Origin of the sequence: Jeongeupia sp. HS-3, from assembly GCF_015140455.1 — a bacterium.
GTDB lineage: Bacteria > Pseudomonadota > Gammaproteobacteria > Burkholderiales > Chitinibacteraceae > Jeongeupia.
In genome coordinates this window covers 1,548,296-1,573,254 of record NZ_AP024094.1, presented here as the reverse complement: position 1 = coordinate 1,573,254, position 24,959 = coordinate 1,548,296, and the positions used below count along the sequence as shown (strand labels likewise).

The window sequence follows — 24,959 nt, the reverse complement described above, 5'->3', positions numbered from 1 at the left end:
CATCACCATTGCAGTCTGACTCGGTCGCCGCTCACCGGCTCGCGGGTGAATTTTTCACCGGCGGCATTCAGCCGCGCCGTGACGGCATCGGCCGCCGCCGGCGTCAACTCCAGTGTCAGCCTGTCGTTCTGATAACTGATCTGGCTGATGGCGCCGGCGGCGACACCGGCGCCGTCGAGTTGTTGTAGTCGCGCAACCAGCGTGCTGGCTTTGGCGCCGGTTTGGCGCAACTTGCTCGCCAGTTGCAAGGCCGGATCAACCACTGGCTCACCCGGAAAGGCCGCGGCATAGCTTTGGCGCATGCTGCGACGCAGCTCGTTGACCGATTGGCGCAATTGCCACCAGTGCACCGCGTCGCTGGCGAGCCAAAGCGCCAGCGAAACACCGGCCAGCGCGCCTGCGCGGCGCCATGACCACCAGTTGATCCTGGGCGAGGTTCGCGGCGCGAATTCACCTTGAAGCAGATTGACGTCGGCCCCGGCCTGTAGCGCCAGGGCATTGAGCTCAAGATGCGAGAGCGGTGCATCGGCGGCAATGGCCGGGATCAGCGCGGCATCGTCGAGCCAGCTGGCTTCGCCTGCGGCGCTACGCAGCAGGGCGCCTTGATTAAGCTCGACGGCCAGCCAGTCTGGGCCGTGTGGTAATAAGTCAGCCAGCGCCCAAGCCGCCTGCGGGGGGCGCTGTACGGTGCCAAAGTAGTCCAGCCAGCTTTGTAGCCAAGCCCGATCGACGCTGCGCGCCGCCAGCTTGCCATCGGCGGCATGCTTCATTGCCAGATGCAGTGTTTCCACCGGAATGAGTAACTCGTCTTCAAGCGCGTGTGGCAGTAAAGCGCGTAGCTTGGCCGGCGTCTGACGCGGCAGGCTCAGTGCATGCAAACCGACGCGGGCGGGGTGGATCAGCCATTCGAGTCGATCGGCGGCGGGCAGCATACCCAGCGTGGCTGTGCCATGAACCGGTACCGTACCGGCTTGCCCGGCCCACCACTGCAATGGGGGATTCAGGGCGGGGTCGCTGTCGATCAGCACGCGCAAAAGAGGGTAAGAGGCGACGGAATTCATGACCGTATGTGAGGTTCGGGCAGGGAGTAGAAAGGTCGTCGCGAGTATGACACAGCAGTGTTGTGGGCAAATGGCTGCGGCGGCGTTTGTTTTTTGCGTGTGCTTTCCCATATAATCGCAGGCTTGTCTGCAGGCTGCCTCGCGAATGCGTGGTTTCAAAGTCTCCCGGCATTGCGAGCGTGGCGGAATTGGTAGACGCACTGGATTTAGGTTCCAGCGTCGTAAGACGTGAGAGTTCGAGTCTCTCCGCTCGCACCACAGAATATTTCCCCGGTAGCCGTGCGTTTGCGCGCAGGCATCGGGGGCGGTTCCCAGCCGGAACGACCAGCCCCGAACCCTGATCGCGGCCTCTGTTGCCGCCGCGAGCGACACTCAAATTCCAAGGAAGGTTACGATGCAAGCACAACTGGAAACCCTGAACGGGCTTGAGCGCCGTCTCAGCTTCTCCGTCCCGCGTGAAGAAATCGGCAAGCAGGTCGATGCCCGTCTGAAGCGTGTCGCCAAGACCGCCAGGATCGCCGGCTTCCGCCCGGGCAAGGCGCCGCTCAAGATCGTTGCACAGCAACACGGTTTCCGCGTTCAGGAAGAAGTGCTTGGCGAAACCGTCGAGCGCTCGTTCGGCCTGGCCGTACAAGAACAAAAGCTGCAAGTTGCCGGCTATCCGCGTTTCGAGCCTAAGGCCGATGCCGCTGACGACGGTGACTTCCAGTTCGTCGCGACCTTCGAAGTGTATCCGGAAGTCGTCGTCGGTGAGCTCGCCGACAAGGAAGTCGAAAAGCCGACGCTGACCATCAGCGATGCCGAAATCGACAAGACGATTGATATCCTGCGCAAGCAACGCACCCGTTTCGAGCGCGTTGAGCGTGCTGCTGCCGATGAAGACCGTGTCATCATCGACTTCAAGGGCACCATCGATGGCGAAGCCTTCGACGGTGGTTCGGCAGAAAACTATGCTTTCCTGCTGGGCAAGGCCCAGATGCTGCCCGAGTTCGAAGCTGGCATCCGCGGCATGAAGGAAGACGAAACCAAGGATGTTGAGGTCAGTTTTCCTGAGGATTATCAGGGCAAAGATGTCGCCGGCAAGACGGCCGTCTTCACCATCACCGTCAAGAACGTTGCCGCCGCCTTGCTGCCGGAAGTCAACGAAGACTTCGCCAAAGCCATGGGCGTTGCCGATGGCGATGTGGCCAAAATGCGCGACGAGGTGAAAAAGAACCTTGAGCGTGAAGTGCGTTTCCGCCTGAAGGCCCGTGCCAAGGAAAACGTCATGAGCACGCTGATCGAAGCCGCGCCGGTTGAGCTGCCAAAGTCGCTGGTTGGTCTGGAAATCGGTCGTTTGGCAGAACAGGCACAAGCTGACTTGAAACAACGCGGTATCGACCCCAAGTTGGTACCGTTCTCGCCAGCCATGTTCGAAGCGCAAGCACAACGCCGCGTGCACCTCGGTCTGGTACTGGCCGAAGTCGTGAAGGCCAACGGTCTGGAAGCCAAGCCGGAACAGACCAAGGCAATCATCGAAGATCTGGCCGAGAATTATGAAGATCCGGCTGACGTGCTGGCTTGGTATTACGAAGATCGCCAGCGTCTGGCCGGCCCGGAATCGATGGCATTGGAAGACAATGTTGTCGACTTCGTCCTGTCCAAGGCCAAGACTGTTGAAAAGCCGGTTAGCTTTGAAGAGCTGATGGGCCAGCAAGGTTAAGCTTTTCCTTTGCTGAGCGGCCGGTCCGGGCTGCGGCGCAGGCGATGACCCGATATCGGGCACGCCGGCCGCAACCGGCCGGCCGTTGTCGTCTTGTAGCGATGAAAACAATCCCACTCACTTGAGGTGATCATGCAACGATCGGAATTTGACCCGCAAGGCCTCGGCTACGTGCCGATGGTGATCGAACAAAGCGGTCGTGGTGAGCGCGCTTATGATATCTACTCGCGGCTGTTGCGCGAGCGGGTGATCTTTCTGGTGGGGCCGGTGAACGATGCCACCGCCAATGTGATCGTGGCGCAGCTTCTGTTCCTGGAAAGCGAAAATCCGGACAAAGACATCCACTTCTATATCAATTCGCCCGGTGGCTCGGTGACGGCCGGCCTGGCGATTTACGATACGATGCAGTTCATCAAGCCCAAGGTCTCGACCTTGTGCAACGGTCTGGCTGCCTCGATGGGTGCGTTCCTGCTGGCTGCCGGCGCTGAAGGCAAGCGCTTCGCATTGCCGAATGCACGCATCATGATCCACCAGCCACTGATTGGTGGTCTGGCCGGGCAAGCATCGGATATCGAGATCCATGCGCGCGAGTTGCTGAAAACCAAGCGTTCCTTGAACGAAATGCTGGCCAAGCACACGGGTCAGCCGATCGAAACCATCGAACGTGATACCGATCGTGATAATTTCATGAGTTCGGTTGAAGCCAAGGCCTATGGCCTGATCGACGATGTGCTGGTGTCGCGCCAGGCGCTTGCCTAAACGCTCGTCTGAACGATGTATGCTCGCCCGGCGCCCTGGCGCCGGGTTATCTCCCGATTACCTGCGCGTATCCACCCCGAAGCGTAACCTCAAGGAGGGGGGACAATGACCGACAAATCCAACGAAAAACTGCTGTACTGCTCGTTCTGCGGCAAGAGCCAGCACGAGGTCAAGAAATTGATCGCCGGCCCGCAGGTGTTTATCTGCAACGAATGCATCGAGCTGTGCACCGACATCCTCAAGGATGAAGCATCGCAACTGCCCGGTGTCGAAGCGGTCAGTGGCGATGGCAAAAAACTGCCAGTGCCAACCGAAATCCGCGGCACGCTGGATCAGTACGTCATCGGCCAGGAACGCGCCAAGAAGATTCTTGCCGTCGCGGTCTACAACCATTTCAAGCGACTCTCGACCAAGGGCAGCAAGTCGGCCAATGGTGTCGAGCTCGCCAAGTCGAACATCCTGCTGATCGGCCCGACCGGTTCGGGCAAGACCTTGCTGGCGCAAACGCTGGCCAAGTTGCTGGATGTGCCGTTCGTGATCGCCGATGCGACCACGCTGACCGAAGCCGGTTATGTGGGTGAGGACGTCGAGCACATCATCGCCAAGCTGTTGGCGCAGTGCGATTTTGACGTTGAAAAGGCGCAGCGCGGCATCGTCTACATCGACGAGATCGACAAGATCGCCCGCAAGTCGGAAAACCCGTCTATCACCCGTGATGTATCGGGCGAGGGCGTGCAGCAGGCCTTGCTCAAGCTGGTTGAAGGCACGATTGCATCGGTGCCGCCGCACGGTGGCCGCAAGCATCCGAACCACGAGATGCCGCAGGTCGATACCACCAATATCCTGTTCATTTGTGGCGGGGCGTTCGAAGGTTTGGCCAAAATCATCCGTAATCGCTCGGCCAAAGGCGGAATCGGCTTCGGTGCCGAAGTCGTCAGCAAGGACGAGAAGGCGGGGCTGGGTACGGTATTGCATGATGTCGAACCCGATGATCTGGTGCGTTTTGGCTTGATCCCGGAATTTGTCGGTCGTTTGCCGGTGATCGCGACACTCGACGAGCTCGACGAAGCCGCCTTGGTCAACATCCTGACCGAGCCGAAGAACGCGCTCTTGAAACAGTACCAGGCACTTTTCGAAATGGAAGGTGTGGAGCTCGATATCGAGACCGACGCGCTGGCTGCAATCGCCAAGAAAGCGATGGAGCGCCGTACCGGCGCACGTGGCCTGCGCTCGATTCTGGAAGGCACGCTGCTCGATACCATGTATGAGCTGCCGGCGCTGGAGGGTGTAGCCAAGGTGGTCGTCGATGAGTCGGTGATCAATAGCGGCACCGCACCCGAGCTGGTTTACGGGGCCGTGGACGAGCCCGAGCAACCGGAAGTCGCCTGATCAAAGCCGCCCGCACAGTGCGGGCGGTATAGTTTCAGCGACGTGTGGCTCGGCGTTGAAAATATGCCGGGCAAACTACATTATTCGAACAACGCATAGCAATTTCATTCAAGGCAAACAATATGTCCGAGTCGCACGTGCCGCAGACTGAATCCGCTGCGTACCCGATGTTGCCGTTGAGGGACGTGGTTGTATTCCCGCACATGGTGATCCCGCTCTTCGTCGGTCGGCCGAAGTCGATCAAGGCGCTTGAGGCGGCCATGGAGGCCGGGCGCCATATCCTGCTGGTTGCCCAGAAGAACGCCCAGAAAGACGAGCCGGTACTGGCGGACATCTACCCGGTGGGTACCGTCGCGACCGTATTGCAGCTGCTGAAACTGCCGGACGGCACCGTAAAGGTGCTGGTTGAGGGCGTACAACGCGCCACGGTCACGTCGCTGGTCGATGAAGACGGCTATTTTCATGCCGAAGCCACACCGTTTGATGGCGATGAACACGAAGGTCACGAGGTCGAGGCGATGCGCCGCGCGCTGCTTGGCCAGTTTGATCAGTACGTCAAACTCAACAAGAAAATTCCGCCGGAAATCCTGACCTCATTGTCGGGTATCGAATCGGCTGGTCGTCTGGCCGATACCGTTGCCGCGCACTTGCCGCTCAAGCTCGAACAAAAGCAAGCCATTCTTGAAATGCCCGACGTCAGCCGGCGGATGGAGCATCTGCTCAAACAACTGGAAAACGAGCTCGATATTCTGCAGGTGGAAAAGCGCATCCGCGGCCGTGTGAAGCGGCAGATGGAGAAGAGCCAGCGCGAGTATTATCTCAACGAACAGGTCAAGGCTATCCAGAAGGAGCTGGGCGAACTCGACGAGAACGCCGATCTGGACGAGTTGGAAAAGAAGATCAAGCTCGCGGGCATGAGCAAGGAAGGGCGCGAGAAGGCCGAGGCCGAACTCAAAAAGCTCAAGATGATGTCGCCCATGAGCGCTGAAGCGGCAGTGGTACGCAACTACATCGATACGCTGCTGGGCGTGCCCTGGAAGAAAAAAACCAAGATCAGCAAGGATCTGGTTGGCGCCGAGGAAGTGCTCGATATCGATCACTTCGGCCTTGAGAAGGTCAAGGAGCGGATCGTCGAGTATCTCGCGGTGCAGAGCCGGGTCGACAAACTGAAAGCGCCGATTCTGTGCCTCGTTGGTCCGCCGGGTGTGGGCAAGACGTCGCTGGGCGAGAGCATCGCCCGTGCAACCGGTCGCAAGTTCGTGCGCATGGCGCTGGGCGGCGTGCATGACGAAGCCGAGATCCGCGGGCATCGTCGTACCTATATTGGCTCCATGCCGGGAAAAATCGTCCAGAGCATGACCAAGGTTGGCGTGAAAAATCCGCTGTTCCTGCTCGATGAAGTCGATAAGCTGGGGCAGGATTTCCGCGGTGATCCATCGTCGGCCTTGCTCGAAGTGCTTGATCCTGAGCAAAATCATGCCTTCAGTGATCATTATCTCGAGGTCGATTACGATCTGTCCGATGTGATGTTCGTTGCGACTGCGAATACACTGAATATTCCGCCGGCGCTGCTTGACCGGATGGAAGTGATTCGCTTGTCGGGTTACACCGAGGACGAAAAGGTCAATATCGCACTGAAATACTTGGTACCAAAACAGACCAAGAACAACGGCGTGGTCGAAGGCGAGCTGGATATTTCCGAGTCCGCCGTACGCGATATCGTCCGTTATTACACGCGCGAAGCCGGGGTGCGCTCGCTTGATCGCGAGATCGCCAAGATCTGCCGCAAGGTGGTCAAGAACCTGATGCTCAAGCCGCAGGCCAAGAAAATACTGGTGACGCCAAAGACGCTGGAAAAATATCTCGGTGTGCAGCGCTACGAATATGGTGTGGCCGAGCAAAAGAACCAGATCGGTCAGGTGACCGGATTGGCTTGGACCGAAGTCGGCGGTGAATTGCTTACCATCGAAGCCGTGACCATGCCGGGTAAGGGTAATATCACCCGCACCGGTACACTGGGCGACGTGATGAAAGAGTCGATCGAGGCTGCCCGCTCGGTTGTTCGCAGCCGGGCCGAACGGCTCGGTATTGCTGCAGATGCCTTTGAGAAAAAGGACATCCACGTCCATCTTCCCGAAGGCGCAACACCCAAAGATGGTCCGAGCGCAGGCATTGCACTTGCAACCGCGCTGGTCTCGGTATTGACTGATATTCCAGTGCGTTGCGATGTGGCAATGACTGGCGAAATTACCCTGCGGGGTGAAGTTTTGCCGATCGGCGGTCTTAAGGAAAAGTTGTTGGCCGCCCATCGTGGGGGTATCAAACAGGTATTGATTCCAGAAGGAAACGTGAAAGACTTGTCTGAAATTCCTGACAATGTAAAGCGTGGCCTTGTTATTCATCCTGTGAAATGGTTTGATCAAGTACTGGGTTTTGCACTGGAAAAACACCCTGTTGCCATTGAGCAAACTACTGAAAGTACAAGTAAAATTGTCAATCAGGGTACCGTCCCGGAGGGGGAGGCTCCCCCCCCGCATCAGACGAAACACTAGTTGACACGCTTTTTTGCCGCTTGCTATAAACTCTCTAGCAATCGGCTTGCCGGACCTAACCAACCAGAATGAAAGGGGACGTAAGAGTGAATAAATCTGAACTGATCGACGCTATCGCTGAATCCGCAGGCCTGTCCAAGGCTGCTGCCGGCAAATCGCTCGACGCGGCTATCGAAGCCGTTACCAAGGCTCTGCAAGCTGGCGACGAAGTAACGCTGGTAGGCTTCGGCACCTTCTACGTTGCAGAACGTGAAGCACGTAGCGGCCGCAATCCGCGTACCGGCGAAACGATCGAAATCGCCGCAGCGAAACAGCCGAAATTTAGGGCTGGTAAGTCGCTGAAAGATGCCGTACAATGATGTTCTTTCGTTGCCGCTGAAGCGGTGACGAATCGGTTGGGTGGTTAGCTCAGTTGGTTAGAGCACCTGCTTCACACGCAGGGGGTCGGTGGTTCGAATCCACTACTACCCACCAAATAAAGCGAAAGTTGGTGGTCAGAAAATAAAGCAAAAAACTTCTTGCAAAATTTCTAAAACACTATACAATAGCTTTCTCTTCTGGAGCGGTAGTTCAGTTGGTTAGAATACCGGCCTGTCACGCCGGGGGTCGCGGGTTCGAGTCCCGTCCGCTCCGCCAGATTTGAGAGAAAAGCCAAGCCAAGCGAAAGCTTGGCTTTTTTCTTTTCTGCTTTTGCCGCGTCGAAGCTACGCCGGCGCTCCCATTCGAGACAGTTTTAGCCGGTTCTGGCATCATACGACGCGAATTCTCCGCGGAGTTGCGTATTCATGTTTGATCTTGTCCAGAAGAACAAAACGGCTGTTCAGGTCGTACTTGGGTTGGTTGCCTTGGGGCTGGTTGTCAGCGTCGGGGTTACCGGTCTTAGTGCGATGCAGGACGGCAACGATTTTTACGCCAAGGTCGGCGGCAGTGAAATCACTGAACGTGACGTGGCGCTAGCCACCAACGGCCAGGCAGTCTCCAATGACATGAAGCCGATGGTCGTTGAACAGTTGATTCGCCAGAAGCTGCTGTTGCAAGCGGCCGCCAAGCAAAACTTTGTCGCGACCGATGCAGAAATGCAGAAGGCGATCATGGCGATTCCGGCATTCCAGGAGAACGGCCAGTTCAGCCCCAAGCGCTATGAGGAAATGCTGGCTGCCCAGCAGATGACCGTGGCGCAGTTCGAGCTGCGCGTGCGCGATGACATCGCCTTGCGTCAGTTGTTGTCGGCGTTCGTGTCGGGCAATTTCCAATCGCAACGCGCGATGGATCGCATGGCCAAGCTGCTTGGCGAGAAGCGCACGGTCTCGGTGTCGCTGCTCAAGCCGGATGCTTATCTGGGCCAGGTCAGCGTGAGCGAGGCCGAACTCAAACAGTACTACGACAAGCATCAGGACGAGTTCAAGACTCCGGAAATGGTGCGTCTGGCCTATGTGGTGTTCTCGCAGGATGACATTGCCAAAGCGCAGACCGTCAGCGACAGCGATGTGCAGCAGTACTTCGACGAACATAAGGCAGATCTGGCCAAGGAAGAGCGTCGGGCCGCACACATCCTGATTACGGTCGCCAAGGATGCGAGCGCCGAGCAGCGCGCGGCCGCCAAGGCCAAGGCTGCAGAAGTACTCAAGGAAGTACGCGCCAACCCGGCGCGCTTTGCTGAGTTGGCCAAACAGTATTCACAGGATCCGGGTTCGGCTCAACAGGGTGGTGAGCTGGGCTGGTTTGCCCGGGGCGCCATGGTCAAGCCGTTTGATGATGCCGTGTTCAAGCTCGACAAGGGCCAGCTCAGCGATCTGGTGCAGAGCGATTTCGGCTTTCATGTGATCAAGCTTGAAGATGTGCGCAGCCGTACACTGGCGGAATTGAAGCCGGAAATCGAACAAAAGCTGCGCCAGCAAAAGGCACAGGCCGCGTTCCAGAACCAGCTGGAGAAATTCAACGAGGTCGTTTACCAGCAGGGCAGCAGCCTGCAACCGGCTGCCGACCAGTTCAAGTTGCAAGTCCAGCAGAGCGACTGGGTGACCCGCAAGGGCGCGAAAGACGCGCAACTGAATAACCCCAAGCTGGCTGAAGCGGTGTTCAGTGACGACGTGCTCAAGGGCAAGCACAATACCGAGGCGATCGAAGTTGCTCCGGGCACTGTGGTGTCGGCACGTGTGATCGAGCACAAGCCGGCTGAAGTACCGCCGTTGGCGACCGTAGCCGCCGACCTGAGCGCCAAGCTCAAGCAGGAGAAGGCGCTGAAGCTGGCGTTGGAAGACGGAGCCAAAAAGCTGGCCGCTCTGCAGAAAGGTGAGGCTGTAGCGGGTGAATGGCAGCCGGCGGGCGAGCTTAACCGTGGCGAGCAGCGCGGTATCGATGCGCAAACGCTGAATGCCGTGTTCCGTGCGCCGGCTGACAAACTGCCGGCCTACGTGGGCAGCGCGGTGCCGGGACAGGGTTATGTGCTGTATCGGGTCGAGAAATCCACGCCCGCACCGCAGCTTGACGCGCAAATGCTGCAGCGCATGCGCGACGGCCTCGCCCAGACCTATGGACAGGTGGAGATCGCCAGCTATATCGACAGCTTGCGCAAGTCTGCCAAGGTTGAGTACAGCAAGGCGATGCAGGCCAAGCCGGCGCAGTAAATGGCGGCAACGAAAACGGCGGGATTTCCCGCCGTTTTTTTACGTCTGTACACAGGCGCTGTTTAACGATATCGCCAGCAGGCTAGTTAATGAGCTTTAGCGCTGCTGCCAGTGCGGTGATCGGGATTCAAGCTGGGCATTGATGCCTTCCTTGGCTTCCGGATGGCGGTGCAAATGGGCGATGCGGTGCGCCAGATCCGAGATCATTGCGTCATCAGCCGGACGGTGCGCCACCGAGGCGATCAGACGCTTGGCGGTAAGTAGCGCATGCGGGCCGTTTTGCAGGATTGCGGTGAGCCAATGGGCGATCCATTCGCCGATCTCTGCACCGTTCGCGCCGGTTTCGTGCACGAGGCCGATGGTGCGGGCGGTTTCGGCGCTGAACGTCTCGCCGGTCAGCAGATAGCGCCGTGCGGCACTGACGCCGATCTGGGTGAGCAGATAGGGGCCGATCATGGCCGGCACCAGTCCGGTACGCACATCGGGGACGGAAAACTGGCTGTCGCAGTGGGCCACGACAAGGTCACAACAAGCGATCAGGCCGACGCCGATGCCGATGGCCTGGCCGTGCACGCTGGCGATGGTGGGCACCGGCATGCGGTCGACCAGTTGCAGTAGCCGCGCCAGCTCCAGCGCCTCGTCGAAATGGCGATCCTGATCGTGATCGAGCATGCGTGCATGCCAGTGCGGATCCTGGCCGGTACAGAAGTCGTCCCCTTTCGCCCGGAGCACCACGGCACGGAGCTGCGGGTTGTGTGACAGCGCGGTCAGACACGCGGTTAACTCGGTAATGAGAATTTCGTTAACGGTTTGCGTTCCGTCATCGTGCAACGTCACCGTTGCAACACCATTTTCCGCAAGTTGGTAGCTCAGCGTGTCACTCATGATCGGCTCAGGGTTGACTGTAGCGGGCATGCTACCAGCATCCCATCTGATTTAGTTCACGCCTGTCAGGAATGCCAGCAGCTTGGGCGCGCGGCGGTGCTGTGCTACATTTCCACGATTTTCGGGGCCGGTTGCGGGCTTCGATCAGCAAGATTCGGGATTACTCATTTCAGTGTGTGACGTTTTCAAATCCCTGTTGTTGTGGGGCCTATTGTTCTGCGCCGCGCAGCCGGTTTCGGCGATGCCGGTTTCTTTTTCCGGCACGAACGGTGCGATGCTCTCCGGCGAGTATTTTTCCCCGCCCAACGGCGCCCAGCGCGCGCCGGCAATGCTGTTGCTGCATGGCTGCGGTGGCTTGTGGAGCAGACCCGGCGTGCTCACGGCCCGGCATGCGCGGATGGCGAGCCTGCTGCAGGAGCTGGGCTATGGCGTGCTGTTGCTCGACAGTTTCGGTAGCAGGGGGCTGCGGGAGCAATGTACTGTACCGGCCAGCGAGCGGCGCGTGAATGTGGCGCAGCGGGTCGACGATGCGCAACGTGCCATCAACTGGCTCAAGATGCGGCGCGAGATCGACGCCAACCGTGTCGGTGCGCTGGGTTGGTCCAACGGCGCGACCGTCTTGCTCAATCTGGTGGGACGCGAGAAACCCGGGATCAAGGCCGCTGTGGCTTTCTATCCGGGGTGCGAAAGCCTGGCACGCCGGAGCCGTTACACGCCGGCGGTTCCGACCTTGATCCTGATCGGCGAGGCCGATGACTGGACGCCGGCCCAGGCGTGCCAGAGGCTGGCCGAGAAGGCCGGTAACGATACCTTTCATCTGGTGACCTATCCGGACACCTATCACGATTTCGATATACCCGGCAGCGGCGTGCGTGTGCGCAAGGACGTTCCGGCCGCGGTCGATCCGGTGTACGGCGTCACCATTGCGCCGAACCAGACGGCAACCGACGATGCTTACCGGCGCACGTTCAAGTGGATCGGTCGCTGGATGGATCCAGACCGGTTCAAGCCGAGCCGGAACGACTACAACCCGGTATTGCGGCTGCAATAACCGTCCAGCGCCGCGCACAGCGCCGGTACAGCGTCGAACAGATCCGCCTGCCAGGCGATATCGGCCAGCCGCATCATCGGCGCATCCGGATCGGTATTGATGGCGATGATCAAGCTGCTGTCGCGCATGCCGGCCACATGCTGTGCCGCGCCGGAAATGCCCACCGCGACATACACCTCGGGTGCGACAATTTGCCCGGTTTGACCGACCTGCCAGCTGTTGGGCGCGTAGCCGGCATCGACCGCGGCGCGTGAGGCCGCCAGCACACCGCCGAGCCGTTCGGCCAGCGGTTGCAGTACGGCGATGAAGTTGTCGGCCGATGCCAGCGCCCGGCCGCCGGCCACCAGCGCACGGGCATCCTTGAGCGACAGCCCTCCCTGCGCCTGGCGCCCCAGAACGCGTATTCCCGGCACGCTGGCGGTGCTGGGTGCGTGCAGGAGATCACGAGCGGGCAGATCCCCCGCCAGTGATGCAAATGCCGCTGTACGCACCGTAGCCCACAGCCGTGGCTGGTGGCTTTGCACGGTTTCGATCAGGTCACCGGCGTAAATGGCTCTTTGCAGGATGTCGGCGGCACTGAAGCCGATCACGTCGCTGAAGGCCTGCACGCCGGCGAGCGCGGCAGCACGCGGCAGCCAATCCTTGCCGTTGCTATCGGCCGCGGCCAGCACGTCGTCGTAGCCGCTGGCTTCGGTGGCCAGCCACGCGGCCAGCGTGATGACATCGGCGGGCGGCGTCGCGCAGACCCGCCTGCGCGTTGCGCCGGCGAAGGCTGTCTCGGGCGTACTGCCGTCATCGATCACGTCGATGTGCCCGGCCAGCTGTGCCGCGGCGGCGATCAGGCCGGGGATTTCACCGGGCTGCGCGCCGAGCGCGATCACCAGCGCGCGTGCGTTTGCGACGAATGGCACGGGGCGGAGTGCCTTTGCCACATTGCCGCTGCCAAGGCCGCCACGCTCAATCAGCGCGGCGAGGCATTCCTGCGCCGAGCCGACAGGCACGCCGGCTGCGCGCGCCGGTGGATGTGCCACTGACAGGCGCCGCGTCAGCGTGGCCACGCTGATGCCGAGCGCGGCCGGCGACAGCTGTTCGACCGGTTTGCGCTTGGCGGCCATCAGCGCCGGCAACTTCACGTAACGCGGTGTATTGAGCCGCAGGTCGGCGCTGATCACCGCCGGTAGCGCGAACGCGACCGTTTCGATGCCACCGTCGACTTCACGGTCAACCTGGCAACAAGGCTCGTCGATGCTGATCCTGGAGGCAAAGCACGCCTGCGGCCAATCGAGCAGGCCAGCGCACATTTGCGCGACCTGATTGGCGTCGTCGTCAATCGCCTGCTTGCCAAGCAGCAGCAGGTCGACCTGTTCGCTGCGCGCCAGCGTCGCCAGCAGCCGGGCCACCTGCAAGGGCTCGGGCGCGGTCGGCGTGTCGATCCGCAAGGCCCGGTCGGCGCCGAGCGCGAGCGCCTGCCTGAGGGTTTCTTCGACCTCGACCGGGCCGATGCTGACCGCGACGATCTCGCCGACGCGGCCGGTTTCCCGGAGCCGCACGGCTTCCTCGAGCGCGATGGCGTCGAACGGGTTCATCGCCATGCGCACGCCGGCGAGCTCGGCATCACGACCATCGTCACGTGGCGCAACACGGATGGCGTAGTCGACTACGCGCTTGACCGGAACCAGAACCTTGAACATCGTGTTGTCACAGAGTATGCATACGTTGACTCAATTCTAACGAACGCTCGGGGCTGCGCATGAATTACGGCTATGAAGATCTGGTAATCGGCCTCTCGGGCGAATACCGCAAGACGATGACCGAAACCGATGTGGTGTTGTTCGCCGGTCTATCCGGCGATAACAATCCGATGCACATCGATGACGAGTTCGCCCGCGAGACGCGCTTTGGCGGGCGCATCATTCACGGCATGCTGACCGCCGCTTTGGTGTCGACGGTGATCGGCACCCGTATGCCGGGGCCGGGCGTGATTTACCTGTCGCAGAACCTGCGTTTTCTCAAGCCGGTGAAAATTGGCGATACCGTGACCGCAACGGCGAGCGTGAGCGAGCTGTTTCCCGACAAACAGCGGGCGCGGCTGACAACGGTGTGTTCGGTACGCGGCGAGACGGTGCTCGACGGCGAGGCACTGGTCTGGGTGCCACGACGTTCAACTTAAGTGCCGCGTCAGCACATTTGGCCTGCTTTGTGCAGGCGGGGGCAAAGCGGCCGGGAGGCTGCGCTTTGGTCTAAAATCGGCATTTTGCTCAGGATGACACCATGACTTCGCTTTCCGCTTTCGATTCGCGTCTGGCCGATGTGGCCGGGGTGTCCATCGTTCAGTCCTCAACACTTTACGGTGGCGAAGGTGGTTTACCGTTGTTGGCGATCGAGAACGCCCAAGGCAAGGCATTGATCGCTTTGCAGGGCGCGCATCTGGTGTCGTTCGTGCCGACGGGCGGCGAGAACGTGTTGTGGCTGTCGCCGAAAGCGGTGTTCACCGAGGGCAAGGCGATTCGCGGCGGCATTCCGCTGTGCCTGCCGTGGTTTGGCGGCCATCCCGGCGGCAAGCCGGCGCATGGTTTCGCCCGGATCAGTAACTGGCAGATCGCCGGTGCGGAGGTGCTGGATGACGACAGCAGCAGCGTCACGCTGGTGCTGACACCGAATGAGCTTTCGCAATCGCTGTGGGGTGATGATTTCCGTGCCACGCTGATCGTGACGGTGGGGCATGTGCTGACGCTCGATTTGCGCTTCGAGCACCGTGGCGCCAAGCCGGTGAGCTTCAGTCAGGCTTTCCATACCTACTTTGCCGTCAGCGATGTAACGACCGCGAGGATCGACGGCCTCGATGGCACGACCTTCATCAATACCGTCGGCGGCGCCAATACCCGCAACTCGCAGGTCGGCACCTTGCAGCTTGCCGAGCCAACCGATCGCGTTTACGTCAACGTGCCGGCCGTGCAGACGATCGCCACCCCGCAGCGCACGATACGCATCGACAGCAGCACCCAAAGTGCCGTGGTCTGGAATCCGTGGGCCGAGCATGCCGTCAATATGGCCGATGTTGGCGATGCCTGGTCGACCTTCGTCTGCCTCGAGCGCGGCGACGTGTTCGACAACGCGATTGAACTGGCGCCGGGCGCGACCTATCGCAAGACGATGAGCCTGTCGGTGCAGTAAACCGCAGCCCGCCCGCAAGCAGCGCCCGGCCAAGCCGGGCGTTGTCGTTTTATGGTTCAATACCCCTTTGTTTTCTGGCCGTGCCGCAATGAAATATCACGACCTGCGGGATTTCCTGTCCCAGCTTGAAGCCATCGGCGAGGCCCGCCGCGTTGCCGTTCCCGTCTCGCCGCATCTGGAAATGACCGAAGTCTGCGATCGCACCCTGCGCGCGCAAGGCCCGGCCATCCTGTTCGAGAATGTTCCCGGTTACACCATGCCGGTGCTCGGTAACCTGTTCGGCACACCGCGTCGCGTGGCGCTCGGCATGGGCGCGCAGGAAGTCGATGCGCTGCGCGAGATCGGCAAGACGTTGGCCTATTTGAAAGAGCCCGAGCCGCCTAAGGGTTTCCGCGATGCGTGGGACAAGCTGCCGCTGCTCAAGCAAGTATTGAGCATGGCGCCGAAGGAAGTGCGTAAGGGTGCCTGCCAGCAGAACGTGATCGAAGGCCCGGATGTCGATCTCGGCCTAATTCCGGTGCAGCATTGCTGGCCCGGCGACGTCGCGCCGCTGATTACCTGGGGACTGGTGGTCACGCGCGGGCCTGCCAAGCGCCGCCAGAACCTCGGCATCTACCGCCAGCAGGTCATCGGCAAAAATCAGGTGATCATGCGCTGGCTGGCGCACCGCGGCGGCGCGCTGGATTTTCGCGAGCACGCCACGCAGCATCCCGGCACGGATTTCCCGATTGCCGTGGTGCTCGGCTGCGATCCGGCGACGATCCTCGGCGCGGTGACGCCGGTGCCCGATACGCTGTCCGAGTACCAGTTCGCCGGGCTGTTGCGCGGCAGCAAGACCGAGCTGACCCGCTGTATCGGCAGTGATCTGCAAGTGCCGGCGCGCGCCGAGATCGTTTTGGAAGGTGCGATCAAGCCGTGTGCGTCGGGTTTCGAAGGCGTGTCCGAGCATGGCGTGCCGGTGAAGGAAATCGGCGGCTATCTGCACGCGCTCGAAGGCCCGTACGGCGACCACACCGGCTACTACAACGAGCAGGACTGGTTCCCGGTGTTTACGATCGACCGCATCACGCTGCGCGACAATCCGATCTACCACAGCACCTACACCGGCAAGCCGCCGGACGAGCCGGCGATGCTCGGCGTGGCGCTGAACGAAGTGTTCGTGCCCATCCTGCAGAAGCAGTTTCCCGAAATCGTCGACTTCTACCTGCCGGCCGAAGGCTGCAGCTACCGGATGGCGATCGTCTCGATCAAGAAGCAGTACCCGGGCCATGCCAAGCGGGTGCTGTTCGGCGTCTGGTCCTTCCTGCGCCAGTTCATGTACACCAAGTACATCGTCGTCGTCGATGACGATGTCGACACCCGCGACTGGAAGGAAGTGATCTGGGCGATCACCACGCGCATGGACCCGGTGCGCGACACGGTACTGGTCGAGAACACCCCGATCGACTATCTCGATTTCGCCTCGCCGGTCTCCGGCCTCGGCGGCAAGATGGGGCTGGATGCGACCAATAAATGGCCCGGCGAAACCAGTCGCGAATGGGGCAGGGTGATAGCACGTCAGCCCGACGTCGTCGCCCGTGTCGACGCGATCTGGGCCGACCTCGGTCTCTAGGAGCGGGCGATGTGGTTTTTGAGCGAACTGGCCGAAAGGCGCATTGCGCAGGCGCGTGATGCGGGCGAATTCGACAATCTGCCCGGCGCCGGCCAGCCGCTGCCCGACGACATTGATCCATTGGTGCCCGAGCACCAGCGCATCGCCTATCGGGTGCTGAAAAACGCCGGCTACCTGCCACCCGAGCTGGAAATGCACAAGGAAGCCGTCGAGTTGGCATTGCAACTGGCGGACATCACCGACGATGCGCAAAAGGCCGTATTGGCCGACCGGCTGGGCCGGCTTAACCTGCTGCTGGCCGAAACCGGATCACGCCAGCTGGTCGTGCCTACCGACTATGCGACCCGGCTCGCCCGGCATCTGGCGCGCCACTGAGGAACACCATGCTTGCTTCACCATCCCGCGAATTTCCGTTCACGACCCAAGACTTCGAGAAGATCCGCAAGCTGATCTATGACTATGCCGGCATTGCGCTCTCGCCGGGCAAGGAAGACATGGTCTACGGCCGCCTGGCCCGGCGCTTGCGTGCACTGGGGCTCAACAGTTTCGGCGATTATCTGCACCGGCTGGAGCAGGGCGATCAGGGAGAATTCGAGCTGTTCACCAATTCGCTGACCACGAATCTCACCTCCTTCTTTCGCGAAGGACATCATTTCCCGGCGCTGGCCGAACTCTTGCGCGCGCAGCGCGAGCACGGCGGTGTCTTGCAATTATGGTGTTCGGCCAGCAGCACCGGCGAAGAGGCGTGGAGCATGGCGATCACCGCGTGTGAGGCCTTCGACAGCCTGACTCCGCCGGTGCAGATCATCGCCACCGATCTGGATACCCACGTGCTGGAGACGGCCAGAGCGGGTATTTACAGTGCCGACGAAGTGGAAAAACTCGATCCGGCCCGGGTGCGCCGCTTCTTCGTTCGTCAGACGGACGGTCGTTATCAGCTTCGATCCGAATTGAAGTCGCTGGTCAGTTTTCGCCAGTTGAACCTGATCGCCCAGAGCTGGAACATCCGCGGGCCGTTCGACGCGATTTTCTGCCGCAACGTGATGATCTATTTTGACAAGCCGACGCAAAACCGCATCCTGCAACGATTTTCACCGCTGTTAAAACCGACCGGCCTGCTCTTCGTTGGCCACTCGGAAAACCTCTATCACGCGACCGATCTGTTCAAGTTGCGCGGTAAAACGATTTATCAGAAGGCCTGAGTGCCAGGCTGAAGTTCCCTACCTTCCGACGGAAGGAAGAGCATTCAATTTGGAGTGAGCGGGACGCGTTGTGTAGTTTGGAAAGGCAGCTTTCAACGTCAGGGAGTGCCGATCATGAAAAGAACGCGTCCAGTATTGCCGGGTTTTGCGGTTTTGTGCTTCAGCATGCTGTTGGTGTCTTGCGGTGGCGGTGGCGGAGATGATGGCTCCGGCTCGGATGGCGCTGGAACGAGTGCTGGCGGTACAGGCGGCACTGGCGGTACAGGTGGCACCGGCGGCGGCACCGATGGCACGGGCGGAGGCGGTACGGGTGGCGGCGCTGGCGCTGCGACCGGTACGCGCAATGCCGCCGAGGGGATGTGGATCGGCACCACCAGCAACAACCGGGCTGTCACGGGCTTCGTGCTCGACGATGGCACATACTGGTTCCTGTATTCCGCACCGGGAACCTCGGCCACGCTGGCGGGGGTGCTGCAAGGCGCGTTTGCAGCGGCCAACGGCGTGCTCAACACCAGCAATACGGTTGATCTGAATACGCTGGGCAATTCGCGCAGCGGGCCGGGCGTGACCGGCACCTACCAGACCAAGCAGACCCTGAAGCTGGCACTCAACGATGCCGGGCAGACGACATTCAATACCAGCTATTCGCGGCAGTATGAGGGGGTGCCAAACCTGGCCACGCTGGCGGGGGTATTCAAGGGCAATTACTCGACCCGTACTACGTCCAATGTCGTGACATTCAGCATCAACCCGAACGGCACGGTGGTTGGCACCAGCGATGGCTGTACCTTCGCCGGCAAGTTCACCACCCGTTCGACCGCCAATCTGTATGACATGGCGCTCACGCTGACCGGTACCGCCTGTATTGGCGGTGGGGGTTCGGTTGACCTGAACGGGGTGGCCTACCTTGATGCGACCGGAACGACGCTGTACACGGTCGGGCTGGACGGCACGCGGGAGCGGGGCATCATCTTCAATGGCGGCCGGGTATAAGCAATCAGAGATAGAGCATGGCCCGGCCCACGCTGGTGGCCTTGGCTTCGCCCGCCAGCAGCCGCAGTAACTCCAGCGCAAACAACCCGCTGGTGCCGGCTGCGCGCGAGGTGGTGATCAGGCCGTCGGTAACGACCTGATCGCTGCGCACCGTTGCACCGTGTTCGGCCAGCACCGGTTCGCAACCGGGAAAACACGTTGCCGCCTTGCCCTGCAGTACGCCGGCCTTGGCGAGTACCGTCGACGCCGCGCAGACCGCGGCGACGCGTTTGCCGGCAGCCTGGTGCGCTTGCAGCCGGATGGCCAGTTCGTTGCTGGCCGCCAGCGCCTGCGTGCCGGGTCCGCCGCCGGGCAGGATGATCGCGTCGGCCAGTTCGCCGTCAACCGCGCCAAAGGGCAGATCGGCCTGGATGACCATGCCGTGCGCGCCTTCGACCGCCAGTTCGTCGTCGAGCGCGATGCTGGTGACGAACACGCCACCGCGGCGCAGCACGTCGACAATACTGACGAATTCGACTTCCTCGAAACCGGGGGCAAGGTAGACGTGCGCGGTGGCCATGGTGTTTATCCGTAGAAGGGCAGCAGCAGAAAGAGTTTAATCACGATCGCATTGGTGATGTCGATGAAGAACGCCCCGACCATCGGTACGACGAGGAAGGCGACATGCGACGGGCCGAAGCGGTCGGTGATCGCCTGCATATTGGCAATCGCCGTTGGCGTGGCACCGAGGCCGAAGCCGCAATGGCCGGCCGCCAATACCGCGGCATCGTAGTTTTTGCCCATGACGCGGAAGGTGACGAACATCGCGTACAGCGCCATCGCGATCGCCTGCACGCTAAGGATGGCCAGCATCGGCAGCGCCAGCGACGCCAGCTCCCACAGCTTCAGGCTCATCAGCGCCATCGCCAGAAACAGCGACAGGCTGACGTTGCCGAGCACCGATACCGCGCGGTCGAACACCTGATACCAGCCGAGCATGCCCAGGCCATTGCGCAGCACGACGCCGACGAAGAGCACGCAGACGAAGGTCGGCAGTTCCAGCCAGGTGCCATTGAGCCATGAAGCAATGGTTTGACCACCGGCGAGGCTGACGACGATCAGCGCCAGCGTTTCGATGAACGCCTGCGCGGTGATCAGCCGCACCGCCTTCGGTTGCTCGAACGCCATCGGGTGCGAGGTATCGGCAGCTTCGCCGGTCGGCAGTGCCACTTTCTTGACCAGATGCCGCGCCACCGGGCCGCCGATCAGGCCGCCGAGTACGAGACCGAAGGTGGCGCAGGCGATGGCGACCTCGGTCGACGATTCCAGCCCGTAGGTCTGGGTGAACACGCTGCTCCACGCCGCACCGGTGCCATGGCCGCCGGATAGCGTGATCGATCCGGCCAATAGCCCCATCAGCGGATTCAGCCCGAGCGCGCTGGCCATGGCAATGCCGATGGCATTCTGCATCAGCAGCAGGCCGAGCACGACGAAGAGGAAAATCGCGACGGTCTTGCCGCCTCTTTTCAGGCTCGCCAGATCGGCGCCCAAGCCGAGGCTGGCGAAGAAGGCCAGCATCAACGGTGTTTGCAGGCTGGTATCGAACTGTACTTGTACGTCGGCGGTGATGCGGGCCAGCAGCAGCAGCAGCGCGATCAGCAGCCCGCCGGCAACCGGCTCTGGGATGCTGTAGGCGCGCAGTGGCGGGGTAACGGCGACGATCTTGCGCCCGAACAGCAGCACAAGCGAGGCGGCAACGAGCGTGCCATAGGTATCGAGTGCGAGCATCGATTCTCCCGAAGTTATTAGAATGTTAGCGGCCCCAACAGCGGGTGGCCGCTAACATTCTAGCAGCGGGACTTCAAGTGACCCTTTGTACAAGGTCACCTTGTCTTTATACCGCCTCGAGTGCTAGCAACTCGGCCACGGTCTGGCGGCGGCGGATCAGCCGGGCGCTGTCACCGTCGATCAGCACCTCGGGAATCAGCGGCCGGGTGTTGTAGTTGCTCGACATGCTCGAACCATAAGCACCGGTATCGTGAAACACGAGGAAATCGCCGACGCTGGATGCGGGCAGCTGGCGCGGTGTGACGGTGCCGCCTTCCTCTTGCGTGAACACGTCGCCCGATTCGCACAGCGGTCCGGCGATCACGCTGGTGCGCTCGCCGCCTTGTTTGGCCGCGCCGGCGGCGTCGAGCAAGGACACCTCGTGATAGCTGCCGTACATCGCCGGGCGCATCAGGTCGTTGAAGCCGGCGTCGCAGAACACGAAATGATTGCTGCCGACGTCCTTCATCGCACGGACTTCGGCGATCAGCTTGCCCGATTCGGCGACCAGGAAACGGCCCGGCTCGATTTCCAATGTGACCGGATGACCCAGGTGCGCTTCGACTTCCTTGCGCGCCGCGTCCCACAGGCTGAAGTAATGCGCGGTATCGATCTGCTCGCCGCCGGCGTGATAGGGAATCGACAGGCCGCCGCCGGCCGAGATCGCCTTCAGATCGCGCCCGGACGCTTTGACTTCCTTGACCATGGCACCGCAGACATTGCCGAGATGTTCGTAATCGACACCCGAACCGATATGCATGTGCAGGCCGACCAGATCGAGCCCGTACTGGTCGATCAGCGCGTAGGCCTCGGCCAGATGCTCGAACCAGATGCCGTGCTTGCTGGTTTCGCCACCGGTATTGGTTTTCTGGCTGTGGCCGTGGCCAAAGCCGGGGTTGATGCGCAGCCAGACGCGGTGGCCGGGGCTGACGCGGCCGAGCTGTTCGAGCATCTGCGGGCTGCCGGCATTGACCGGAATACCGTGCTCGACCACCTTGGCCAGCGTCGCTTCGTCGAGCAGGTCGGCGGTGAACACGATGCCCGGATGATCACCATCGGCATCAAAACCGGCCGCCAGCGCGCGCTCGATTTCACCGAGCGACACCGAATCGACCTTGACGCCCTGTGCATGCATCAGCTTGAGGATGTGCGTGTTCGAGCAGGCTTTTTGCGCAAAACGGATCACGTCGAACTGCTGCAGCTGGCCGATGCGCTCGCGGATCACCGCCGCATCGTAGCTCCAGAGCGGGGTGCCGTACTGGCGGGCGAGGGAAACAAGCTGCGGGCCGTTGACCGGTTTCATCGGGGGATTCTCTTCGGGGGTGGGATTGATTACGGGATTGAATGTCGCCGCGTATTCAACCAGTGCGGCGCGTCGTGGTAAAACATTCTTTTCTAATCGAAGATCAGCACCGCTAATGCTCGACTACAAGCTTCTCGAAGCGCTCGATATGGTCGCCCGCGCCGGCAGCTTCGACGGTGCCGCGCGCCGGCTGCACCTGACCCAGTCCGCCGTGTCACAGCGCATTCGCCAGCTGGAGGAAAAGCTCGGCTGCGTGCTGCTGTCACGCGATCCGGTCGGCCCGACTTCCGAGGGTGAACGCTTGCTGGCGCATGTGCGCCGGGTGCAATTGCTCGAAGCCGAACTGGCGTTTGAAACCAGCGCGCCCGATGCCTGGCGCAGCGTGGCGATCGGCGTCAATGCCGACAGCCTCGCCGTCGGCCTGGTGGCGGCGATTGCGCCGGCGCTCGCAAAGCACCGCATCCTGCTTGACTGCGTGATCGATGACGAAGCCTATACGCTCGAATCGCTGCGCCGGGGGGCGGTGATCGGCTGTATCGCCAGCGAGGCGGCGCCGGTCTCCGGCTGCGCGGTGCGCCCACTCGGCGTGCTCGATTATCTGCCGGTGGCGACGTCCGGTTTTGCCGCGCAGTACTTTGGCGCCGGCCTGTCGGCACAGGCGCTGGCCGCCGCACCGGCCGCGGTGTTTGCACATCGCGACAGCCTGCACCGGCGCTGGCTGCGCGAGGCGCACGGTCTGGCCGAGGGCAGTTATCCGGCGCATGTGATTCCCGAATCGAACGCGCTGTTTGCCGCTGCGCTGGCCGGCGTGGCCTACGCCGTGGTGCCGCGCGCGCAGGCAGCGGCGGCCTTGGCGAGCGGTGAACTGGTCGGATTGGGCGATGCCACGCTGGCCGTGCCACTTTTTTGGCACCATTGGGCAAAACAATCACCGGTTGCGGAGCAAATCGCCGCGGCGCTGGTCGAATTTGCAGCAGGCCACTTCAACCCCTAACCGGAGAGCCGCCATGAGCCCCGAAATCGTCTTCCTCGATCGTGAAACCTTGCCCGCCACGGTGCGCCGGCCAGAGGCGCCGCACCGCTGGGTCGAATACGCGCAGTCGAGCATCGAGGACGCCGGGGCGCGGCTGAAGACGGCGACCGTGGCCATCAGCAACAAGGTGCCGATGACGGCAGAGGTGATCGCTAGCGCGCCGCAGCTCAAGCTCGTCGCCGTTGCCGCGACCGGTTACAACATCGTCGATCTGGCCGCCTGTCGTGATCGCGGCATTACCGTGTGCAATATCCGCGATTACGCCACCGCCGGCGTACCCGAACATGCGCTGATGATGATGCTGGCGCTGAAACGCCAATTACTGGCCTACCGGGCCGATCTGGCCGATGGCGCCTGGCAGCGCGCCAGCGGCTTCTGTTACTTCGGTGCGCCGCTGCACGATCTGGCCGGTGGCACGCTGACGATCATCGGTAGCGGCGCGCTTGGCCAGGCCTTGGGCAAGATCGCGCGCGCGCTCGGCATGCAGGTGGTGTTTGCCGAAAAGAAAGAGGCCCACACGGTGCGCCCGGGTTATACCCAGTTCGATGCGGCGATTGCGCAGGCCGACGTGATCAGCCTGCATTGCCCGCTGAACGACCGCACCCGCGATATGATCGCCGCGCGCGAACTGGGGCTGATGAAGCCCGACGCCGTGCTGATCAACACCGCGCGCGGCGGCTTGATCGACGAAGCGGCACTGCTTGATGCACTCAAGGCCGGGCGTATCGGAGGCGCCGGGCTGGATGTGTTGATCGAAGAGCCGCCGACCAGCGGCAACCCGCTGCTCGATGCCAAGCTGCCCAATCTGATCATCACCCCGCATGTGGCGTGGGCGGGCGTTGAAACCATGCAGCGTCTGGCCGATCAGTTGATCGATAACGTCGACGCGTTCCTGCGCGGCGAACCGCGCAATGTGGTGGGGTGATAGCGCTTGCGGCGCGGTGTTTAAAGGCATTGATGCCGGTTCCGCCCGGCGGACGGGATACTTTCTTTGCTTCGCCAAAGAAATGTATCCAAAGAAAGGCGACCCTGCATCCGCGCCCCTGCGGGGTTCCCTGCGCTGCTCGCTGAACGCGGCGGGGTCCTGAACTCACCCCTTCGGGGCTCAGACAGCCAGGCCCCGAAACCCCGCGTCCACCTGTGCTGCTCGGCGCTACTGAAGGGGAGGCGCTTGCCAGCCTTTGTTGCGGGCTTCGCGCTTAGATCTGGCTCCGCCAAAGCGTGTTCTTGCACTGGGTACACAGATGCTGGCGGCGGTAGTCGGTGATGCGCAGCAGGCCGACGTCGAGCGTTTCGGCATTGCCGCAATGGCTGCAACTCAGCGCGTTGGTCTGGCTGGTACGGGCGCGGTATTCGGCCTCGGTCGGCAGGTGTTCCCATGCCTTTTGCGCGCCGGGGTTGTAGATCAGGTAGTAATAGGCGGCGGCCATCAGCGCGAGGGTGCCGGCGAGTTCGAGCAGCAGGATGAAAGTGGACAAACCGGTTCCCTTATCGAGATGGTGTTAGAGCGTGAACATCAGTATCAGGCTGCTCATGCAGGCCATCAGCAGCGCGGCGGAAGCGGCGTCGCGGACGGGCTGGCTGGCGTTGTTGCAGCGCGCCTCGCACCAGCGCAGTGCCATCCCGGTCAGGAGGATGGCGGCCATGTAGACGCAGGCCACGACCCAGCGGTTGCCACCGGCAAAGTGCAGCTTGAACAGCAGGCCGGGTACCGGCAGGTACAGGCAGAGCGCTGCCGCGCGCACCCAGCGGTTTCTGGGATAAGCATCCGACCAGTCCCACAGTGCTATCCGCATGATTTTTCGTTCCG

At 61.5% G+C, this 24,959-nt stretch carries 23 protein-coding genes, 3 tRNA genes and 1 pseudogene; 18 read left to right on the top strand and 9 right to left on the bottom strand.

From position 1 onward, the window contains the following. Positions 1–2 precede the first annotated feature (2 nt). Positions 3–1,061 carry a type II secretion system protein GspL gene (gene gspL / locus JLC71_RS07430; protein ID WP_200918106.1) on the bottom strand — a complete coding sequence of 353 codons (1,059 nt, stop codon included), beginning with the start codon at positions 1,059–1,061 and terminating at the stop codon, positions 3–5. Between the two features lie 173 nt (positions 1,062–1,234). Here gspL and JLC71_RS07425 point away from each other — a divergent pair. From JLC71_RS07425 to JLC71_RS07385, 9 genes are all read left to right on the top strand, one after another. Further along, positions 1,235–1,319 (top strand) — tRNA-Leu (locus JLC71_RS07425). Positions 1,320–1,455: 136 nt separating this feature from the next. Continuing rightward, complete coding sequence (gene tig, locus JLC71_RS07420) at positions 1,456–2,763, top strand: trigger factor (protein WP_200918105.1); 1,308 nt, start codon at positions 1,456–1,458, stop codon at positions 2,761–2,763. A gap of 132 nt (positions 2,764–2,895) precedes the next feature. Then, a complete protein-coding gene (gene clpP, locus JLC71_RS07415; RefSeq protein WP_203536981.1) occupies positions 2,896–3,522 on the top strand; it encodes an ATP-dependent Clp endopeptidase proteolytic subunit ClpP in 627 nt (208 codons plus the stop codon). Positions 3,523–3,627: 105 nt separating this feature from the next. After that, on the top strand, positions 3,628–4,911 hold the full coding sequence (gene clpX / locus JLC71_RS07410) for an ATP-dependent protease ATP-binding subunit ClpX (RefSeq protein WP_200918104.1): 1,284 nt from the start codon (positions 3,628–3,630) through the stop codon (positions 4,909–4,911). 122 nt (positions 4,912–5,033) lie between these two features. Further along, entirely contained in the window at positions 5,034–7,463 is a 2,430-nt protein-coding gene (gene lon, locus JLC71_RS07405) for an endopeptidase La (RefSeq protein ID WP_200918103.1), read from the top strand. An 86-nt stretch (positions 7,464–7,549) separates the two neighbouring features. Continuing rightward, positions 7,550–7,822 carry an HU family DNA-binding protein gene (locus JLC71_RS07400; protein WP_200918292.1) on the top strand — a complete coding sequence of 91 codons (273 nt, stop codon included), beginning with the start codon at positions 7,550–7,552 and terminating at the stop codon, positions 7,820–7,822. Positions 7,823–7,860: 38 nt separating this feature from the next. Beyond that, positions 7,861–7,937: transfer RNA gene (locus JLC71_RS07395), tRNA-Val, on the top strand. Positions 7,938–8,022: 85 nt separating this feature from the next. After that, positions 8,023–8,099, top strand: a tRNA-Asp gene (locus tag JLC71_RS07390). A gap of 149 nt (positions 8,100–8,248) precedes the next feature. After that, a complete protein-coding gene (locus tag JLC71_RS07385; protein ID WP_200918102.1) occupies positions 8,249–10,090 on the top strand; it encodes a peptidylprolyl isomerase in 1,842 nt (613 codons plus the stop codon). Between the two features lie 96 nt (positions 10,091–10,186). Here the strand turns inward: JLC71_RS07385 and JLC71_RS07380 are convergent, their stop codons facing one another. Beyond that, on the bottom strand, positions 10,187–10,975 hold the full coding sequence (locus tag JLC71_RS07380; RefSeq protein WP_200918101.1) for an enoyl-CoA hydratase-related protein: 789 nt from the start codon (positions 10,973–10,975) through the stop codon (positions 10,187–10,189). A 241-nt stretch (positions 10,976–11,216) separates the two neighbouring features. On the opposite strand from JLC71_RS07380, the gene JLC71_RS07375 reads away from it, so the two are divergent. Next, a complete protein-coding gene (locus JLC71_RS07375; protein ID WP_200918100.1) occupies positions 11,217–12,026 on the top strand; it encodes a dienelactone hydrolase family protein in 810 nt (269 codons plus the stop codon). Here the strand turns inward: JLC71_RS07375 and JLC71_RS16440 are convergent. Together JLC71_RS16440 and JLC71_RS16435 are read right to left on the bottom strand one after the other, a co-directional pair. Then, on the bottom strand, positions 11,999–12,829 hold the full coding sequence (locus JLC71_RS16440) for an electron transfer flavoprotein subunit alpha/FixB family protein (protein WP_374757625.1): 831 nt from the start codon (positions 12,827–12,829) through the stop codon (positions 11,999–12,001). The two genes, JLC71_RS07375 and JLC71_RS16440, sit on opposite strands and share 28 nt — an antisense overlap. Positions 12,830–12,988: 159 nt before the next feature. Beyond that, a pseudogene (locus JLC71_RS16435) lies at positions 12,989–13,717 on the bottom strand (electron transfer flavoprotein subunit beta/FixA family protein); the annotation flags it as partial. 59 nt (positions 13,718–13,776) lie between these two features. On the opposite strand from JLC71_RS16435, the gene JLC71_RS07365 reads away from it, so the two are divergent. From JLC71_RS07365 to JLC71_RS07340, 6 genes are all read left to right on the top strand, one after another. Further along, positions 13,777–14,196, top strand: a complete 420-nt coding sequence (locus JLC71_RS07365; RefSeq protein WP_200918098.1) for a MaoC family dehydratase — start codon at positions 13,777–13,779, stop codon at positions 14,194–14,196. Between the two features lie 101 nt (positions 14,197–14,297). Then, on the top strand, positions 14,298–15,200 hold the full coding sequence (locus JLC71_RS07360) for a D-hexose-6-phosphate mutarotase (RefSeq protein ID WP_200918097.1): 903 nt from the start codon (positions 14,298–14,300) through the stop codon (positions 15,198–15,200). An 88-nt stretch (positions 15,201–15,288) separates the two neighbouring features. Next, on the top strand, positions 15,289–16,812 hold the full coding sequence (ubiD, locus tag JLC71_RS07355; protein ID WP_200918096.1) for a 4-hydroxy-3-polyprenylbenzoate decarboxylase: 1,524 nt from the start codon (positions 15,289–15,291) through the stop codon (positions 16,810–16,812). Positions 16,813–16,821: 9 nt separating this feature from the next. Beyond that, positions 16,822–17,187, top strand: a complete 366-nt coding sequence (locus tag JLC71_RS07350) for a DnaJ family domain-containing protein (RefSeq protein ID WP_200918095.1) — start codon at positions 16,822–16,824, stop codon at positions 17,185–17,187. Positions 17,188–17,195: 8 nt separating this feature from the next. Beyond that, positions 17,196–18,014, top strand: coding sequence for a CheR family methyltransferase (locus JLC71_RS07345; RefSeq protein ID WP_200918094.1), 819 nt, complete (start codon positions 17,196–17,198; stop codon positions 18,012–18,014). A 114-nt stretch (positions 18,015–18,128) separates the two neighbouring features. After that, positions 18,129–19,007 (top strand): hypothetical protein, encoded by an 879-nt coding sequence (locus tag JLC71_RS07340; protein WP_200918093.1) that lies wholly within the window; start codon positions 18,129–18,131, stop codon positions 19,005–19,007. Positions 19,008–19,011: 4 nt separating this feature from the next. Here JLC71_RS07340 and JLC71_RS07335 read toward each other — a convergent pair whose 3' ends face one another. From JLC71_RS07335 to lysA, 3 genes are all read right to left on the bottom strand, one after another. Next, positions 19,012–19,566 (bottom strand): DJ-1 family glyoxalase III, encoded by a 555-nt coding sequence (locus tag JLC71_RS07335; RefSeq protein WP_200918092.1) that lies wholly within the window; start codon positions 19,564–19,566, stop codon positions 19,012–19,014. A gap of 5 nt (positions 19,567–19,571) precedes the next feature. Then, positions 19,572–20,774, bottom strand: coding sequence for a sodium/glutamate symporter (gene gltS / locus JLC71_RS07330; protein ID WP_200918091.1), 1,203 nt, complete (start codon positions 20,772–20,774; stop codon positions 19,572–19,574). A 106-nt stretch (positions 20,775–20,880) separates the two neighbouring features. Continuing rightward, on the bottom strand, positions 20,881–22,116 hold the full coding sequence (gene lysA / locus JLC71_RS07325) for a diaminopimelate decarboxylase (RefSeq protein WP_200918090.1): 1,236 nt from the start codon (positions 22,114–22,116) through the stop codon (positions 20,881–20,883). 115 nt (positions 22,117–22,231) lie between these two features. On the opposite strand from lysA, the gene JLC71_RS07320 reads away from it, so the two are divergent. Then, positions 22,232–23,110, top strand: a complete 879-nt coding sequence (locus tag JLC71_RS07320) for an ArgP/LysG family DNA-binding transcriptional regulator (RefSeq protein WP_200918089.1) — start codon at positions 22,232–22,234, stop codon at positions 23,108–23,110. Positions 23,111–23,123: 13 nt separating this feature from the next. After that, a complete protein-coding gene (locus JLC71_RS07315; RefSeq protein ID WP_200918088.1) occupies positions 23,124–24,074 on the top strand; it encodes a D-2-hydroxyacid dehydrogenase in 951 nt (316 codons plus the stop codon). A 274-nt stretch (positions 24,075–24,348) separates the two neighbouring features. Here the strand turns inward: JLC71_RS07315 and JLC71_RS07310 are convergent, their stop codons facing one another. Both JLC71_RS07310 and JLC71_RS07305 read right to left on the bottom strand, forming a co-directional pair. Then, positions 24,349–24,627: a hypothetical protein gene (locus tag JLC71_RS07310; protein ID WP_200918087.1), complete on the bottom strand. Its 279-nt coding sequence runs from the start codon at positions 24,625–24,627 to the stop codon at positions 24,349–24,351. Between the two features lie 24 nt (positions 24,628–24,651). Beyond that, on the bottom strand, positions 24,652–24,945 hold the full coding sequence (locus tag JLC71_RS07305; protein WP_200918086.1) for a hypothetical protein: 294 nt from the start codon (positions 24,943–24,945) through the stop codon (positions 24,652–24,654). Between the last annotated feature and the right edge of the window lie 14 nt (positions 24,946–24,959).

What these genes read in the sequence shown, in the direction of transcription:
- JLC71_RS07305 (WP_200918086.1), bottom strand. Translation starts at nt 24,945, where the DNA reads ATGCGGATAGCACTGTGGGACTGGTCGGATGCTTATCCCAGAAACCGC.
- lon (WP_200918103.1), top strand. Translation starts at nt 5,034, where the DNA reads ATGTCCGAGTCGCACGTGCCGCAGACTGAATCCGCTGCGTACCCGATG.
- ubiD (WP_200918096.1), top strand. Translation starts at nt 15,289, where the DNA reads ATGAAATATCACGACCTGCGGGATTTCCTGTCCCAGCTTGAAGCCATC.
- gltS (WP_200918091.1), bottom strand. Translation starts at nt 20,774, where the DNA reads ATGCTCGCACTCGATACCTATGGCACGCTCGTTGCCGCCTCGCTTGTG.
- JLC71_RS07345 (WP_200918094.1), top strand. Translation starts at nt 17,196, where the DNA reads ATGCTTGCTTCACCATCCCGCGAATTTCCGTTCACGACCCAAGACTTC.
- JLC71_RS07350 (WP_200918095.1), top strand. Translation starts at nt 16,822, where the DNA reads ATGTGGTTTTTGAGCGAACTGGCCGAAAGGCGCATTGCGCAGGCGCGT.
- JLC71_RS07315 (WP_200918088.1), top strand. Translation starts at nt 23,124, where the DNA reads ATGAGCCCCGAAATCGTCTTCCTCGATCGTGAAACCTTGCCCGCCACG.
- JLC71_RS07360 (WP_200918097.1), top strand. Translation starts at nt 14,298, where the DNA reads ATGACTTCGCTTTCCGCTTTCGATTCGCGTCTGGCCGATGTGGCCGGG.
- clpX (WP_200918104.1), top strand. Translation starts at nt 3,628, where the DNA reads ATGACCGACAAATCCAACGAAAAACTGCTGTACTGCTCGTTCTGCGGC.
- JLC71_RS07340 (WP_200918093.1), top strand. Translation starts at nt 18,129, where the DNA reads ATGAAAAGAACGCGTCCAGTATTGCCGGGTTTTGCGGTTTTGTGCTTC.
- gspL (WP_200918106.1), bottom strand. Translation starts at nt 1,061, where the DNA reads ATGAATTCCGTCGCCTCTTACCCTCTTTTGCGCGTGCTGATCGACAGC.
- JLC71_RS07365 (WP_200918098.1), top strand. Translation starts at nt 13,777, where the DNA reads ATGAATTACGGCTATGAAGATCTGGTAATCGGCCTCTCGGGCGAATAC.
- JLC71_RS07320 (WP_200918089.1), top strand. Translation starts at nt 22,232, where the DNA reads ATGCTCGACTACAAGCTTCTCGAAGCGCTCGATATGGTCGCCCGCGCC.
- tig (WP_200918105.1), top strand. Translation starts at nt 1,456, where the DNA reads ATGCAAGCACAACTGGAAACCCTGAACGGGCTTGAGCGCCGTCTCAGC.
- JLC71_RS07380 (WP_200918101.1), bottom strand. Translation starts at nt 10,975, where the DNA reads ATGAGTGACACGCTGAGCTACCAACTTGCGGAAAATGGTGTTGCAACG.
- clpP (WP_203536981.1), top strand. Translation starts at nt 2,896, where the DNA reads ATGCAACGATCGGAATTTGACCCGCAAGGCCTCGGCTACGTGCCGATG.
- JLC71_RS07385 (WP_200918102.1), top strand. Translation starts at nt 8,249, where the DNA reads ATGTTTGATCTTGTCCAGAAGAACAAAACGGCTGTTCAGGTCGTACTT.
- lysA (WP_200918090.1), bottom strand. Translation starts at nt 22,116, where the DNA reads ATGAAACCGGTCAACGGCCCGCAGCTTGTTTCCCTCGCCCGCCAGTAC.
- JLC71_RS07375 (WP_200918100.1), top strand. Translation starts at nt 11,217, where the DNA reads ATGCCGGTTTCTTTTTCCGGCACGAACGGTGCGATGCTCTCCGGCGAG.
- JLC71_RS07335 (WP_200918092.1), bottom strand. Translation starts at nt 19,566, where the DNA reads ATGGCCACCGCGCACGTCTACCTTGCCCCCGGTTTCGAGGAAGTCGAA.